The 15,759-nt window shown below is 56.5% G+C and carries 10 protein-coding genes; 3 read left to right on the forward strand and 7 right to left on the reverse strand.

Annotation, left to right across the window (positions count from 1 at the left end):
- Window positions 1–8: 8 nt before the first annotated feature.
- From BN4275_RS00340 to BN4275_RS00350, 3 genes are read left to right on the forward strand one after another with little or no spacing between them, the layout of a single operon-like run.
- Complete coding sequence (locus BN4275_RS00340) at window positions 9–1,511, forward strand: tripartite tricarboxylate transporter permease (protein ID WP_066452486.1); 1,503 nt, start codon at window positions 9–11, stop codon at window positions 1,509–1,511.
- Window positions 1,508–2,803 carry a nickel pincer cofactor-dependent isomerase, group 22 gene (locus BN4275_RS00345; protein WP_066452487.1) on the forward strand — a complete coding sequence of 432 codons (1,296 nt, stop codon included), beginning with the start codon at window positions 1,508–1,510 and terminating at the stop codon, window positions 2,801–2,803. Before BN4275_RS00340 ends, BN4275_RS00345 begins: the two co-directional genes overlap by 4 nt.
- 27 nt (window positions 2,804–2,830) lie before the next feature.
- Window positions 2,831–3,934: a M24 family metallopeptidase gene (locus BN4275_RS00350; protein ID WP_066452488.1), complete on the forward strand. Its 1,104-nt coding sequence runs from the start codon at window positions 2,831–2,833 to the stop codon at window positions 3,932–3,934.
- A 152-nt stretch (window positions 3,935–4,086) separates the two neighbouring features.
- Here BN4275_RS00350 and BN4275_RS00355 read toward each other — a convergent pair whose 3' ends face one another.
- The 7 genes from BN4275_RS00355 to BN4275_RS00385 all read right to left on the reverse strand — a co-directional run bounded on the left by BN4275_RS00355 (window position 4,087) and on the right by BN4275_RS00385 (window position 15,756).
- Window positions 4,087–8,373, reverse strand: a complete 4,287-nt coding sequence (locus tag BN4275_RS00355; protein ID WP_066452489.1) for a PAS domain-containing protein — start codon at window positions 8,371–8,373, stop codon at window positions 4,087–4,089.
- Between the two features lies 1 nt (window position 8,374).
- Complete coding sequence (locus BN4275_RS00360; protein ID WP_066452490.1) at window positions 8,375–8,743, reverse strand: Hpt domain-containing protein; 369 nt, start codon at window positions 8,741–8,743, stop codon at window positions 8,375–8,377.
- A gap of 3 nt (window positions 8,744–8,746) precedes the next feature.
- Entirely contained in the window at window positions 8,747–12,331 is a 3,585-nt protein-coding gene (locus tag BN4275_RS00365) for a response regulator (protein WP_368183614.1), read from the reverse strand.
- Between the two features lie 251 nt (window positions 12,332–12,582).
- On the reverse strand, window positions 12,583–13,752 hold the full coding sequence (locus tag BN4275_RS00370; protein ID WP_066452492.1) for a hypothetical protein: 1,170 nt from the start codon (window positions 13,750–13,752) through the stop codon (window positions 12,583–12,585).
- Window positions 13,749–14,954 (reverse strand): sodium ion-translocating decarboxylase subunit beta, encoded by a 1,206-nt coding sequence (locus BN4275_RS00375; protein ID WP_066452493.1) that lies wholly within the window; start codon window positions 14,952–14,954, stop codon window positions 13,749–13,751. Before BN4275_RS00375 ends, BN4275_RS00370 begins: the two co-directional genes overlap by 4 nt.
- A 164-nt stretch (window positions 14,955–15,118) precedes the next feature.
- Window positions 15,119–15,481 (reverse strand): biotin/lipoyl-containing protein, encoded by a 363-nt coding sequence (locus tag BN4275_RS00380; protein WP_066452494.1) that lies wholly within the window; start codon window positions 15,479–15,481, stop codon window positions 15,119–15,121.
- A gap of 14 nt (window positions 15,482–15,495) precedes the next feature.
- A complete protein-coding gene (locus BN4275_RS00385) occupies window positions 15,496–15,756 on the reverse strand; it encodes a hypothetical protein (RefSeq protein WP_066452495.1) in 261 nt (86 codons plus the stop codon).
- Window positions 15,757–15,759 lie beyond the last annotated feature (3 nt).

A 15,759-nucleotide genomic window follows, 5' to 3' on the forward strand; every position in this document is an offset into this window, starting at 1 on the left:
GGCAATGCATGTTAAGCGCACTTTTATCAGGCTTCGCGACTGTTTTTCAGCCGGCCTGTTTCCTGTTTATGCTCTTCGGCGTGGTCGAAGGGATTGTCATCGGCGCGCTGCCGGGCCTTTCCGGTTCCATCGGAATCATCCTGCTGCTGCCGCTGGTCTATCGGATGCCCAGCGATATCGCCCTGGTCATGCTCTGCGGCGTATTCTGCGGCTCGATGTTTGGCGGGTCGGTCTCGGCCGTCCTGCTCAACACGCCTGGAACGCCTTCCGCAGCAGCCACTCTATTGGATGGGTACCCGCTCGCAAAGAAGGGGTATGGCGGCAAAGCCATCGGCACTGCCGCGATCGCGTCGTTCGTCGGCGGTATCATCAGCACACTCTGTCTTATCCTGATCGCCCCGCAGCTGAGCAAAATCGCACTGCAGTTCCATGCGGCCGATTATTTCTCGCTGACGGTCTTTGGCCTGACAATGGTCGCGGTATCGTCGGGCAAGAATATCTTTAAGGGGCTCATCAGCGCCGCGGCCGGGCTCTTTATCGCCACGGTCGGGACCGATCCGATTCTCGGGGCTTCCCGTTTCACCTTCGGCAATCACTACCTGATGAACGGCTTCCCGCTATTGCCGGTGCTGATCGGAATCTTCGCGGTGAGCGAAGTTCTCTCACAGGTCGGCAGCCACGGCAAGGATGGTTCCGACATCAAAGGCAAACAGGTCAAAAACCTGCTTCCCACTTTCCAGGAAATTAAATCCTTCTTTAAGATTTCGGTTCTGGGGGGCATCCTCGGAGTCCTGATCGGGATCATCCCGGGCACTGGCGGCGCAATCTCCGCGTTCCTTGCCTATGACGTGGCAAAAAAGGTCTCCAAACGGCCGGAGGAGTTTGGCAACGGCTCGCTTGAGGGAATCGCGGCCTGTGAATCTTCCAACAACGGCACCACTGGCGGCGCGCTGATCCCGATGCTCACCCTGGGCGTCCCCGGCGATGTGGTCACTTCGGTTATGCTCGGCGCGCTGGTTCTGATCGGCGTGAAGCCCGGTCCCCTGCTCTTTGTGGAGAACGCGAATATTGTTTACGCCATCTTCGCCGGCATGTTCGTCATCCAGTTCCTCATGCTCGCCGTGGGGCTTGGCTTTGCACGGGTCGCGCCGTATGTCCTCAAGGTTCCCATCAATATCCTCATGCCAATCATCCTGATCCTGTGCATCGTGGGCGCCTATTCCCAGTCGAATCAGGTCTATCACATCCTGGTCGCGCTGATCTTCGGCCTGGTCGGGCTGTTCATGAAAAAGTACGGCTATCCCGGCGCGCCGCTGATTCTGGGCATCGTCCTGGGGCCGATGGCGGAACAGAATCTGAACCGCGCCCTGCAGATCTCCAAAAATGACTGGACTATCCTTTTCTCCCGTCCGATCTCCCTGGCCTTCCTGCTGCTGGCCGCTGTATTCATCCTGATGCAGATCCGGTCAACCTACCGGCAGAGCAAGGCCAAGAGCCAGGTGGCGGTATGATCCGCACCGGAGGGAATGGGAACTGGTCCACCATTGAAAACCTGCTCTCCGGCATCGAAATCCCGCGGATGGTAAAAGTCCGACAGCATTTTGTACATCCCGCTCCGGTTGACGTTGCGCAGCAGATCTCCGGGCAGGTTCATGGAAAACATCTGCTTGACCCGGTCCGTCCCGGCCAAACCGTGGCAATCACCGTGGGCAGCCGCGGCATCGCCAATCAGCCGCTTGCGGTAAAAACTCTGGTGGGACTTGTGCGCGAAGCGGGCGGCGAGCCGTTTCTCATTCCGGCCATGGGCAGCCACGCAGGGGCCACGGCCGAAGGCCAGGCTGCCATGCTGCGCGGAATGGGTTATACGGAAGATGCCGTTGGCGCGCCGATCCGCGCCACCATGGACACCGTGGAGCTGGGGCGCACCGCTTCGGGCCTTCCTGTGCTGACCGACCGGCTGGCGTATGAGGCCGATCACCTGATTGTGCTTAACCGGATCAAGCCGCATGTTTGCTTCCGCGGCCCTTATGAATCGGGGCTGATGAAGATGATCACCATCGGCCTGGGCAAACAGAAAGGCGCGGATATTGCGCATAATCTGGGGTTTGGCCGCATGCCGGAGCATATCCCCGAGATTGCAAATGAGGCGATCCGGCACCTGAACATCCTGTGCGCTGTGGGGCTTGTGGAAAACGCGTTTCATGAAACCGCCGCCTGCGCCGTGCTGCGCAGGGAGGAGATCGCTTCGGAGGAACCCCGCCTGCTCGAGATGGCAAAGTCCTACGCGCCGCGCCTGCACTTCGACCAGCTGGATACGCTGATCATCGATGAGATCGGTAAAAATATCAGCGGTGCCGGATTTGACACGAACGTCGTCGGGCGTTACCATTCCGAATGGATCAGCGGCGGGCCCAAAATCAAGCGGCTTTTGATCCTCGATATCTCCAAGGAATCCAAGGGGAATGGGAACGGCCTCGGGATGGCCGATTTCACCACGCGGCGGGCTGCTGAAAAGTTCGATTTCACACAAACCTATCCAAATACCCTGACCGCCACCCTCACCGGCGGCGTCAAGATCCCCATGGTCCTGCCAAACGATCAGCAGGCGGTCCAGGCTTGCATCAAAACCAGCAATCTGGCCAATTTTGCGGACGCGGCCCTGGTGCGAATCCATAACACCCTCTGCCTGACCGAAATCGAGGTGTCCGAAAACCTTGCCGGAACGCTCAGGGGCGACGGCCGTTTTGAAATTCTCAGCGATCCCTACGCCTGGCAATTTGATGCCCAAGGCAATTTATTTTAAACTTTTCATACGGGGAGGATTTTACATATGACAATCATGGAAGAGATCCAAATCAAGCTGGACCGCATCCGCAAAGCCCTTGAACGACTCTCGCTCGACGCGGTTTATCTCAAGCGGCAGGATAATTTCGCTTGGATGACCGGCGGCGGCATCAACTATGTCGGGTTGGGCGAAATGGGCAACTGCGGCCTTTTGATCACCCGGGACAGCCAGTACGCAATCACCACCAATATCGAAGCGGCCCGGATGCGTGACGAGGAAAAGCTTGAAGATCTGGGTTATCCGATCCATTGCCAGACCTGGTATGAAAATGCGTTTGAAGGCGAAACGATCCGCCGGCTTGTCCCGTCCGGAAAGGTCGGTTTTGATCATGGCAATCCGGCCGGGCCGAACATCTCCAATGAGATCCGGCTCCTTCGTTTCTCGCTGACCGAATCTGAAGTGGAACGCTACCTTGTGGGCGGGTATCTGACCGCCCGCGCCATCGAGGAAACCATCGCGCAGGCCCGCCCGGGCGACAGTGAGCTTTCCATCATCGGCAAGCTTGCGCACCGCATTCGCGAAACCGGCCTCGACGTTGTGTCCGCCATGTGCGCGGCGGATGACCGGATTTCCAATTACCGGCACCCTGTCCCGACCGACCGAATTGTGCGTGAGCGGGTTCAGCTCGGCGGAAATATGCGGTACCGCGGGCTCATCATCTGCTGCACACGGCTGATGAACTTTGTCCCCGTCTCCAGCCAGCTGGCCAGCCAATACCGCGCCAATGTGGAAATCGACTGCACCCTTATGGCCAATTCCATCCCCGGCCAGAGTTTTGTTTCGGCTTTGGAAGCCGGGCAGAAAGCGTACGAAACGCACGGTTACGGCGAAGAATTCAAACTGCATCATCAGGGCGGGCCGATCGGCTACGCCGGACGCGATTACCGGGTGGATTTCTCCACGCCGGGCCTCATCCAGGAAAACCAGGCATTCTGCTGGAATCCTTCCATCACCGGCACCAAAAGCGAAGACACCGTGATTGCCACCTCCCATGGAATTATCCCGGTGTCCCGGCCAGTGATCTGCCCGGTCATGACAGTCACTGTCGAAGATCAGACCTTCACCCGTCCAGCGATCTGGGAAGGCTGAACGCCCTAAAGAAGCATAAAAAACGGCGGTCTCTGCGAGACCGCCGTTTTTTATGCTTCTTTAGGGCGGGAAGGTTTTCCACACAATCCAAGGCAAGCGGTGGAAAGTTTTCAAGGATCAACCGATACAGCACGTCAGCCTATTGCGCGGTTTCATTGCAGGCTCCGATCCGGCATTCCCTTTCCCAGCACCTTACTCAGGACCGAGCGCAGCACATTTACATCCAACGGTTTGGCCACATGCGCATCCATCCCCGCCTGCAGCGCCGCCTGTACATCCTCCGCAAAGGCATTGGCCGTCATTGCCACAATCGGAATGGTTTTTGCTTGCGCGCGTTCCATCCGCCTGATCGCGCGCGCCGCCTCATATCCATTCATCTCCGGCATCTGGATATCCATCAGGATCGCGTCATAGGTTCCTTCCGGCGCATCCCTGAATTCCCGCACAGCCTGCGCCCCGTCCGCTTTTACAACCGAATCCGCACCAAACAGCCGGAGAAGCTCACAGAGGATTTCCGCGTTGATCGCATTGTCCTCCGCCACCAAAAAACGGCATCCGCATAACAACCGGTCCGCCTTTATCTGGAAAAGTCTGCTGCCAGCGGCATCCGGACAAGGGTCCGCTCCAGCCGGCGCAGGTTCGCATTCCAGCTCAACGTAAAAGGCCGAACCTTTATTGACCGTACTTTCCACAGAAATGCTGCCCTCCATCAGGTCGACCAGCCCCTTTGCGATGCTCAACCCAAGTCCGGTTCCTTCGATACGGGCCACCAGGGTGCTACGGATAAACGGATCAAAAATATGTGCAAGGAATTCCTCCGGAATTCCGATTCCTGTGTCTTTCACAGTGAACCGGTAACGAACCCATCCCGTATGGCGGGCTGGGGAAACTTCCTCGATCAAAAAGTCCACCCGCCCGCCTTCCGGAGTGAATTTGACCGCGTTGCTCAGGATATTCAGCAGAATCTGATTGATACGCAGCCCATCCCCATAAAAGCTGCGGTGGGAAACGTCCGCGATCCGGACATCCAACAGAACCCCCGCCGCCCTGGCCTGCGGCGCCATGATGGAAGAAAGCTGTCCCACCAAGTCGGCAAGCGTGACATACATCCGGTTGAGGGCAATTTTGGACTGTTCGATTTTGCTCATATCCAGGACATCGTTGATAAGGCTCAGCAGATGCTGGGAAGACGCGGAAATCTTTTGCAGGCAGTCCTTCACACGTTCGGGATCGTCAATATAAGCGGCTGCCAGCGTGGTCATCCCCATGATAGCGTTCATTGGCGTGCGGATATCGTGGCTCATCGCCGAAAGAAAATCGCTTTTGGCGCGGTTGGCATTGCGCGCCTGCGTAAGCGCGTCCTCCAGATTCCTTTTGGTTTCCCGTTCCGCGGCCAGCATATCTGTTACATCCGCCCGCACCATGCAGATCGTCCGATGGTTCTGATCCCCCCACAGCACGTTGATCTGCTTATACCGCAGCCCGTCGTCCGCATGGTAGGGGAACACAAAGTCGTAGCCTTCCGGCTTTTCATGCAGACGGCGGAGCATGGTCTCCAGGCAGAACTGCTCGCCGGCCTCGCCGTCTTTTTCCACGCCGTAACGGCCCGCGAAATACGCCACCGCATGATCATACTGCTCAACGATATAAGGCGCCAGGTTTTCCAGAACTGTCTGGCGGGTATGCATGGTCAGGCGGCCGCTGCCAACATTGATGAACCCCGCGAGTTCAAAGGTATACGCGATCATATGCAGAAGGCCCTGCTGTTCCCGGATGGAATCCGTGATGTCCGTCCGGGACAGACAAATCCTGCCCAACCGCAGATCCACGGCGGAAACAGTCATATTTTTTGTACGGATATCCCCGTTGTCATCCACAACTGAAAAAGCAAACGTATATGCCCCTTCCCGCTTCAGCCGCTCCGGCATACGCACAGGGTCCAGCCCCCGCAGGTACTGTTCCCGGTCTTTTGGCACAACTTTGCAGTTGCCCATCTTCTGTATCCATTCGGAATGGCGGCCCTGGCGCGGCGGAACGTTGCCGGTGTCCTCTATGCACGAAAGGATGGTGTAGCGATCCCGCAGGAGATCCACATCCACAATGAAATCATGGCCCGTGACCGAAAGCTGGCGCAGTATCCGCTCAGAAATCGCCTGTTCGGTGACGTCGGTGACCGTCAGGATTCCCGTGACGTCTCCGGTGTCCGGAGTCTCCACCAAATTCACCTTGAACTGGACATAACGGCCGGTTTCTTCCTTTGGAAGCCTGACAAAGCAAACCATGATACGCTCGGTATCTCCCCGCGAAAAAGCAGCCAGCGTCGGGGCATTGAGATAGGTGTTCAAAAAGGAACTCCGATCTTCCTGCCCGACAATCATGTCGGACAGTCTGGTAAAGAAATTCTCCCGGTTCGTGCCAAAGACTTTCATCAGGTTGGAATCGGTATGGTCGATGATCTCCAGGATCCGGTTCTGGGTGACGTTGCAGTGGCCAAGGATCAGGGCGTTCGGTCCCGGCGTGCGGTAATGCTGGAGGAGCATCTCCTTATACTGCTGGCGGATCTTTTCCTGCTCTCTGACCGCGGCCGTCATGTCTGTGTATACGGCATAGATCCTGTGGACGCCATCCTCCGTCTGCAAGAGCGACAGGGTGCATTTAACCCAGACATAGCCTCTGCCGTCGCCCCGTTTGATCCGGCCGGCCAGCTCACAGTGCCCCTCGCCTTTTTTTGCATAGGCCTGCAGTTTTTCCCGCAGCGCCGGGACATCCCCGGGATGAAAACCTGTGAAGATATCCCGGCCATATAACCCGGACACCTGTGCCGCCGTCATATGCGTCATTGCGGCAAAGCCGTCGGAAATGAACTCCTGCGTCATATTGCCGTCCGGATCACAGCGGATGACCGAAATCCCTCCGGGCAGATTGGAAACCACCGTCCGGAAATACATCTCCAGGCGCTCTTTGTCCTTCCGGGTCCTGACTTCCTCGGTGACATCGCGGACATATTTGATGTAGGCCGGGATTCCATTCCAATCGGCTTCCCGGAAACGTGTTTTGTAAAACCGGTCGGTCCCGTCAACCGGCATCTCGTGTTCCTGCGCATCCGCCGCATGGCTGTTCAGCGTGCAGAATTCGCACGGCGCATCCTTCCCATGCATTGCCGCATAGCACTTTTTTCCGATACAATCCGATTCCTTGAGAAAAAGGGCCTTGGATTCATTGACATAGAGCAGTTCGTAATTTTCTTTGGCGATCACATAAATTCCATCCGCCGTTTCATTTGCAATATTCTGAAAGAGATGCGTCTGCGCAGACATTCCCGTAAAAACCGCGTAAAACCGTGTGGACTCCGAAAGCGGTCCCAGCCGGCGGCCATTGAGATGGATCCAGATGAGGGATCCATCCTTATGGTGCATCCGATAGGAAACATCCAGAACTTCACCGCTCAGAACCGCCGCCCGCGCCGCTGCGAGCACCCGTTCCCGATCCGGTTCATAAATGATATCGAGCGCGTTGTCCCGCACCAGCTCCTCATATTCTTCTCTGGTATGGCCGGAGAGCACCATGACGCCGTCCGAATAAAAGGTGGGGATAAACCGATTCCCTTCCACCCGGTAACTGGCAATGCCGCCCGGGATCGAATTGACCAGATGCTCCATCTCAAGCTGCGCTTCCTTGAGATCTGAAATATTGTGGAACACGCAGTGCAAAAGCGCGCATCCATCCTCTTCCCCGATCCATTTTACCTGGGCGCGCACCCACACGATATGCCCGTTCCGATGCCGCTTGCGGAATTCCAGTTCATCAACCCCGCGGGTCCGGATGACCTCCCTGGCCCGGGATACCACCATGCCGGTATCCTCCCAATAGGTCATCTCAGCCGCGTCGCATTTGACCATCTCGCGGTATTCCGCAACGGTGTATCCGGACAGCTGCGGGACGCCGTCCGAAAAATACACCGTTTCAAAAATATCGGAAACCTTATAGATCGCCACACCGCCCGGAATGGCGTTTATGATATCCCCCATCTTTCCATTTGTGTCGGTCAGATCCCGCTCCAGCCGCACCTGTTCGCTCACATCACTGTAAACAGCATAAAAAAACAGGCCGTCCCCCTGTTGCTTGGCAGAAACCTCGACATGGAGCCAGCGGTATTCCCCCATCCTGTCGTTGAATACCCGGAAGGTGTGGGACATCCCCGCACTGTTTTTCATAAGTCCGCAGATTTTTTCCCGCAGGGTCGGCAGATCCTCCTCGTATATATTGGAGAAGGACAACTCCTGCCCATCCTGGAAGATATGCTCGTCCGAAAAACCCAAAACCGTACAAAAAGCTGAATTATGGAACACCGGGCGGATTTGTCCGCCCTCCAGACGGTAGACGCACAGCCCGCTGGGAATGCTGCTGAGGAGCGTTTCCAGCTCATGCGCAAGCCTCATTCTACTCCACCGTCCTTTTCAAATCGTCCCGAAAGATCTTCGCCCTTTGAAATTCCTCCTGTACCACTTGATATAAAACCGGATAGTCCGCGCACTGCTGTCCGGTCCGCAGCGGTTCCACCATGGCGCAGACCGCATCATACAGCGGGGTGAGCCCCATATTCCCGGCCACCCCCTTCAGGGTATGCGCCGCCTCGAACGCGCCGCGCAGATCGCCGGACGCGACTGCGTCGCCCAGCTTCTGCAGGTTTTTATCCTGGAACAGCATATCCAGAAGCCGCAGATACATCGTCTCGCTTCCCATAAACCGCGCCATTGTGGCCCCATAATCCGCACCATAGGCTTCAAACGCTTCTCTGAATCCCCGCATTCCTCAGGACTCCTTCCCGAAAATAAAATCAGACAGAGTCTGATACAGGCGCCCCGGTTCGATGGGTTTGGCGAGGTGGGCGTTCATCCCCGCAGCCTTACTCTTTTCAATGTCATCATCAAAGGCATTCGCGGTCATTGCAATGATCGGGATGGAATCGGCGTCGGCGTTGCTGAGGTGCCGGATGTTGGTGGCAGCTGTCAGCCCATCCATCAGGGGCATACGGATATCCATAAGGATTGCGTCGTAATACCCCCGCGTCGATTTGCTGAACAGTTCCAGCGCCCGCAGCCCATTTCCTGCCGTTTCAACCTCAAACCCCTTGTTTTCCAGCAGCATTGCGGCCACTTCGGTATTGATCTGGTTGTCCTCCACCAGCAGAATCCGTTTTCCGGAAAAATCATAGTCGGTGATCTCGGGCTGTTTTTCCTGGCTCTCCTTTTTATCCAGAGCCTTGGTAAACGCAGAAATCAACGAGGATTTGAACATCGGCTTGCTCATCAGCAGGTTAACGCCCGCCAGCTTCGCTTCATGCTCGATGGAGACCCAGTCGTAGGCGGTCATGATGATGATTGTGACATCCGGCCCGACAATCCGGCGGATACGCCGCGCGGTTTCGATGCCGTCCATCTCTGGCATCTTCCAGTCGATCAGGATCATATCATAAAATCTGCCGTTCTCCCAAAGGGTTTTCACCTGTTCGACGGCTTTTGTTCCGCTGTCCACCCATTCGGCATGGATTCCCATCTCCTTGAGCGTGGCGACCGCGCTCTCGCAGACGGTCACATCGTCGTCCACAACCAGTGTTTTCAAGTGAGAGAAATGATAATCCCGCTTTTTCAGATGGTGTCGGAGTTTTTCCTCCTCGGTGATGCCGAGCTTCACATTTATAGTGAATTCGGAACCAATCCCCTTGATCGAGCGCACTGTGATGTTCCCGTCCATCATATCCACAATGTTCTTGGAAATGGCAAGGCCCAGCCCGGTACCGCCATACACGGCGGTGGCGCCAGTGGATTCCTGGGAAAACGGCTCAAAGATATGCGGGAGGAATTCCTCGCTCATTCCAGAGCCGGTATCGTTCACAATAAAGCGCAGCTCAGCGTCATTTTTGGTTTTCCTGCGCTGTTCAACGGAAAATGTGACCTTCCCGTTCTCGCTGGTGAACTTGATGGCGTTCGACAGGATGTTGATCAACACCTGCTGCAGTTTCATGGCGTCTCCAATGTAGTAATCGTCCAGAACCGGGTCCACAATACATTCATATTCCACACCCTTGGCCGCCGCCTGGGTATAACAGATGGCATTGATCCCGCTCAGGAATTCCTCTACGGGGATCTTCTCATTTTTTAAGAGCATCTTGCCGCTTTCGATCCGGCTCATGTCCAAAATGTCGTTGATCAGGGACAGCAGGAATCTGGATGAAATGCCGATCTTGGACAGGCAGTCAGCGATCCGCTCGTCATCCCCGATCGACTGGGCCGCAATTGTGCTCATCCCAATGATCGCATTCATCGGCGTGCGGATTTCATGGGACATCCGGGACAAGAAATCGGTTTTGGCCGCGTTGGCCTGTTCCGCCGCAACCAGGGCCGCCGCCAAATCTTCCCTCTGTTTCTGCTCTTGCCGGACCACATCCGTAACATCGGAGCGCGCCATGCAGACCCGCCCCAGTTCCTTATTAATATAGAATACCTGGAACCGCTTGATCCGCCGCTCACCGTGATCATCCTTCATCTCCACAATGAAGGAGTAGGTGTTTTGCTCCTCCAGCATCTTTTTCATATAGGCATAGTCCAGCTTGCCGAGATATTCTTTCTGCCAGGTTTCGTCCATAAACCGCTGGGCCACCTTACGGATCTCTTTCTGAAATTCGCCCTGTCGGGGGACGGTGTCCCTGCGGCCTCTGTCCATCGAGATCGTGCGGTGAAAATCGCGGGGAATGTTGATGTCGGTAATAACGTCGTAATCCAGCTCCGCCAGCCGGTTCAGGAGCTCTCTCTGAATTTTCTGTTCGGTCACGTCATGCGTATAGAAAAACAGGATGATGTCCCCAGTTTCCGGGTTCATATAGGAGCGAAAGTTTGTGCTGCCAAAGAATGCCCCGCGGTCATTGCGCCTGCGCAGAAAATCGAAATGGTATTCTGTTTTTCCCGCAGCGTAATCCGCCAGCACCTTATCCCTGCAAAGCTGCCTGCGGATATCCTCCCCATAAGCCGGGTCCACCGCGGAGGCCGCCAGGTTTTCGATCGTATCATCGTAGGAATCTCCGGAATGCGCAACCGCTACATCCGCCGTCGCCAGATAGCTTTCCATCCGGTTCTGTGTGGCGTTGAGCCGCCCCTGGATGCAGCCTTCCGCTGAAGAGAGCTCCACAAAATAGGAAAGCTCCTTTTCATACAGTTCCTGGACCCGTTCCCGCAGTTGCTTTTCATCGGTGATATCCACAAAAACACAATAAAAATACTGTTCCCCATCTTGCTCGGTGAACAGCTGGCCTTTGATGGAAAGCCATTTGACCGTCCCATCCTTGCACACCAGACGGCTCTCATTATGGATGGTATTCCCATTCATCAGCTGCGCCTTCAATTTATCCGCCATCGCCAGCAGGTCCTCGGGATAGATCACTGTGGACATTTTGTTGCCCATGGCTGCAAATTCTTCCCGGCTGTACCCGATAAAGTCAAACAAGCCGTCGTTGGCCTCAACGACAGAGAAATCCGGATCAAATTTGCAGCGAAAAACCGCCCCGGGAATGTTGTTATAGATATGCAGCAATTCTTCCCGCGTCTGCTTTTGCGCCGTGATGTCAATGCAAACCGAAGCAATGGCGGGCCTGCCGTTCTCCGCTGTGATCCGTCTGCCATCATCGTGAACCCAGATATAGGACCCGTCCCTTTTTTTCATCCGGTATTCTACTGTGTATTCTCCCTTTTCGTCCAGCTGGCGCCCTACCTGCACATCCACAAATTCCCGGTCCTCCGGCGCCATGCAGTTGGAAATCATACCGCCAATATCAGAGATAAATTCCGCTTCGCTCTCATAACCCAGATATGCCAGCATCTGCCGGTTGATAAAATAAAATGGGAAACCCGGCTCTATGTAACCGCCCATCATCCCGCCGGCCAGAGAATCATTCAACAGCTCCTGACGCTGACGGGCGATATTTTCCATCACCAGCGACCGCGGATAGTGCTCGCTTTCAAGCTGGCTCGCGCTGGGTTCCGCAAAATGAAGATTTTTGATCAGGCATTCGCCGCCTTTTGTTTGAACCAGGGTGAAAAATGCCCGCAGCCGCCAGGAATACAGCGTATTTTTCAGGATCAGCCCCGCGGCCAGACTGCATACATGCTCCGCAATCCTCTGCTCATGGATATCAGCCAGTTCAAAATGAAAAGGCTCGGGTATCTCCTGAATGTCCTGCCTGAGATATGCTGCCATTTCGGTGCTTCCCTGGGCAGACTCGTCCTCACCCGTGCCCACAAACCTGACGTCTTCTGATAAAAATGTCAGCGTCTTTTCCGCGTCGCGCTGTTCAAACCAGCTTTGACAGAACCGCCGAACCGTTTCCTTGGCTGTCGTGATCATCCGTCTCATCCTTTCCACAAAGGCATGACATGCCCTGCCGCGCCTTTGCGAAGCACAAATCCCGTTGTTCCGGATTTTGCCTGTATATGTTTTATTTTAGCATAGGAAACGTTCGGGGGCAATCTTTTTTATCGTTTCCACCGCCCTCACCACAGGCAGCGGCAGGCCCTGCGAACGGATAAAGCCAACCCCTTTCTGATGCGGCAAAAAGGGGCCCGCTCCACAACATGGAGCGAGCCCCTTTCCCAGTCTCAAGCTAAGTTTGGAACCCGTGAAAAACAGGGCAGCAGATCCATAGCGGCTGTCACGAGCGTGGTACACACCGCCATTGCCGTAACATTGGCAACCGTCGGGTGAACGCCGCACGGCAGCTTCCCGCGGATCATCTGCGCCGTGGGGCCGCCAAGAATGCCGCCCAAAATACCCGCGAACAGCGCGGGCAGCAGCCCTCCGCCATAAAAGAGCACGCAGGCCGGGCCCACGCTTACAACCGGGATAAAGGTGGCGTATCCGTCCGCAAGCCGTTCTCCGTAAAGGAAAATCCCCACGGCCGATCCGGTGAACTGGGAAAGCAGAATCGCGGGGACAAGCCCGGTTCCATAGACCCCATGCCCCGCGCAGAGCGCCGTTTCCAACAGCACCCCGCCCAACAGGAAGAGCGAGGCTGTCTCATTGCCATAAAACTGCGCCTCACTAAAATCAGCGAGCATCCGTTTCACCCGCCAGGCGACCCCACGGCCGGCTGCGGCTGGTTTTTTCGCCGGCGGCGCCACGCCAAAAAGCGCGGCGCAGACCGGACAGATCACCGCCCCGGTCACTGCCATCGCAATGACGCTCGCCACCACGCTGGGCAGCCCGAGCGGCGCAGCCACATGGAGATTCAGCCACACCGCCGTGGGCGCGCAGAAAAGTCCGCCCAAAACCGAACCGGCAAAAAGCTGCCGCCAGCCCGGTCCGCACAGCAGGATAACCGCAGGCGGCGCGCCGACCACCGGGATAAAAGTCGCCTCCCAATCCACCCCATCGGGAAAATAGCTCCCAAACCGGGCAAACACGAAAAGGGTGAGAGCGAGCGATGAAAGCTGCGCGGCAAGCACCCAGGGGAACAGCGCGGGATTTCCACAGAGGACGAAACGAGCCGACTTTCCGCCTCGCCAGCGCAGCCATGCAACGATTCCGCCCAGAATCACGCCCAGGCCGGAAAGAATTCCCGCGTAAAACTGCGGCTCGGCGAAGTTCATAAAGAACCAGGCAAGCTGTTTGGGCAGGCTTTGGGCGGCGCCCGCGACAATCCAATCGTAGTCAAGCGGCAAAAGCGTGCTTCTTCCAGCCGCGGGAAGCCCCCAGTAGCAGGCAAATCCCAGCGCCAGCCCAATCAGCAGGCCGCCCAGCCGTTGGGGCAGTGGATCCCGCCGCGTCATTTCGAGAGCAGGAAGGTGATGTACAGGCCGGTGAGGATCGCTGTGGTGATCACCCCTGAAACGTTTGCACCGATTGCGTAGGGCAGGATGATTGCGGACCGGTTGGCCAGCGTGACCTCCTTCTGCGCGACCTTGGCAGTGGTCGGCACGCAGGACACCCCCGCTATACCCGTCACAGGATTAAACTTTTTCCCACTGATGAAGTAGGCCAGATATCCGCCGCCAATGCCGCCGATTCCGGAGATCAGCAGGGCAAACATCCCGAGTACCAGCAGCTTGAGGATCACGGGATTTAGGATGGTTGTCGCCTCGCAGAGCACCCCCAGCAGAAGCCCCAGGAAAAAGGTGGAGGCATACAGGAAGGTGTTTTCCAGCATTTCAGCATATTTTTCCACCCCCGCTTCGCGGATCGCCACCCCAAGGAAAAAGCTTAAAAACAGCGGCGCGGCAACCGGGAAAAGCAGTGAAAGCACAAGACAGGCGACGATCGAAAAGACCAGCTTTTCCCGCCGGGTCACGCTGGCGATCCGGTCATCCACAGGCGGCTTGATCCCGCGCAGCTTTTTGGGAACCAGCAGTCGGATCAAAAATGGATAGCCGCCGTAGGTCAGACTCAGATAGAGGTATGCCACAATCGTGATTGGGACAAACAGGTCCTTTGCCATTGTGAGCGAAGCGAACAGTACCATCGGGCCGTCCGCGCCACCGATGAGCGCAACCGCAGCCGCGTCTCCGGGGGCGAGCCCCATCGAGATGGCCAGCGGAAAGGTCAGGATGGTGCCGAGCTCGGCACAGAAGGCGATCAGCATGCTTGTGAAGGGATAGGCCAACAGGTATCCCACGTCGGTCAGCACCCCGATCCCCAGGAAAACAATACAGGCGATCAGCCCGTTGCTAAAGGTAAACGTATAAATCGGCTGCAGGAAATCCACCTGCAAAATCTGCATCAGCGCGTTGGTATCGGACACCATTGGATCGACAAAAATATTTCCCATCACGCCGGTGGACAGGTAAAGCACCGCGCTGTTGATCGCCACCATGCCAAAGCCCATCGGGATCATGATGAGCGGCTCCAGCGTATGTTTGCAGCCGAGATAGAACAGCAGCACGCCCAGTGCGATCAGCAGGATGCGCGCGAGGGCCATCCGGGGATCCACTGCGAAAAGGGTTGAAATCCCCTGAAACAACATTGAAAGGTCCATATTCTCACTCCTTATTGCGCCGGACGGAACTCATTTGCGCACGAACTTTTGCAGGACTGTGCGGATCAATGAGATCGCCACGGCTGTCAGTATTGACAGCACAAACGCCACACCGGCAATCTGCGCCGTCATAATCCAGACCTGTGCCATGCCGTTCACCTCCATCAGCCAATCACTGCGATCACATCTTCGGTATTTACCACCTGGTTCTGTTTTACCCGGATTTCCCGCACCACGCCGTCATAATCGGCATAAATTTCATTCTCCAGCTTCATGGCCTCCAGAATGACGACCGGGTCGTCCGCGCGAACCGTATCGCCCACCTGCACCAGGATTTTTGCAATCCGCCCGGACATCGGCGCTTCGACGACGTTTCCGCCCTGCGGGACGGGCGGCGGGGCCGGTACAGGCGCGGGAGCCGCCGGGATTGGCGCCGCGCAAGCGGGTGAAATCGAGCTGACCGCGCCGGTCTCCTCCACATCCACCTCATAGGTGAAGCCGTTATAGGTAATTTTCAGATGCTTCATATGGGACACTCCTTTTACTGATCAATTTTTTCGCTTTGGCCCGCGGGATTTTCGGGATGCAGCCAGTAATAGGCCGCGGCCGCGATGACCTGTTCAGCGCTAAGCTCTCCCGCGGGCGCGGCTTCAGCCGGCCGGTTCGCCCCTGCGGACACGGCGGCGCGCGGTTTCACATGCCGGATCTCGCGGCGGACGTTATGGATCAGCACCGCCGCGCAAACCGCCACTGCCACCGCCAGCCAGAGCGACCAAGCCAATGACAAGGTGGAGATCGTCATTCT

The sequence above is a fragment of the Anaerotruncus rubiinfantis genome (assembly GCF_900078395.1).
Classification (GTDB): Bacteria; Bacillota; Clostridia; order Oscillospirales; family Ruminococcaceae; genus Anaerotruncus; species Anaerotruncus rubiinfantis.

What these genes read in the sequence shown, in the direction of transcription:
- BN4275_RS00350 (WP_066452488.1), top strand. Translation starts at nt 2,831, where the DNA reads ATGACAATCATGGAAGAGATCCAAATCAAGCTGGACCGCATCCGCAAA.
- BN4275_RS00355 (WP_066452489.1), bottom strand. Translation starts at nt 8,373, where the DNA reads ATGAGGCTTGCGCATGAGCTGGAAACGCTCCTCAGCAGCATTCCCAGC.
- BN4275_RS00380 (WP_066452494.1), bottom strand. Translation starts at nt 15,481, where the DNA reads ATGAAGCATCTGAAAATTACCTATAACGGCTTCACCTATGAGGTGGAT.
- BN4275_RS00360 (WP_066452490.1), bottom strand. Translation starts at nt 8,743, where the DNA reads ATGCGGGGATTCAGAGAAGCGTTTGAAGCCTATGGTGCGGATTATGGG.
- BN4275_RS00365 (WP_368183614.1), bottom strand. Translation starts at nt 12,331, where the DNA reads ATGATCACGACAGCCAAGGAAACGGTTCGGCGGTTCTGTCAAAGCTGG.
- BN4275_RS00385 (WP_066452495.1), bottom strand. Translation starts at nt 15,756, where the DNA reads ATGACGATCTCCACCTTGTCATTGGCTTGGTCGCTCTGGCTGGCGGTG.
- BN4275_RS00375 (WP_066452493.1), bottom strand. Translation starts at nt 14,954, where the DNA reads ATGGACCTTTCAATGTTGTTTCAGGGGATTTCAACCCTTTTCGCAGTG.
- BN4275_RS00370 (WP_066452492.1), bottom strand. Translation starts at nt 13,752, where the DNA reads ATGACGCGGCGGGATCCACTGCCCCAACGGCTGGGCGGCCTGCTGATT.
- BN4275_RS00340 (WP_066452486.1), top strand. Translation starts at nt 9, where the DNA reads ATGTTAAGCGCACTTTTATCAGGCTTCGCGACTGTTTTTCAGCCGGCC.
- BN4275_RS00345 (WP_066452487.1), top strand. Translation starts at nt 1,508, where the DNA reads ATGATCCGCACCGGAGGGAATGGGAACTGGTCCACCATTGAAAACCTG.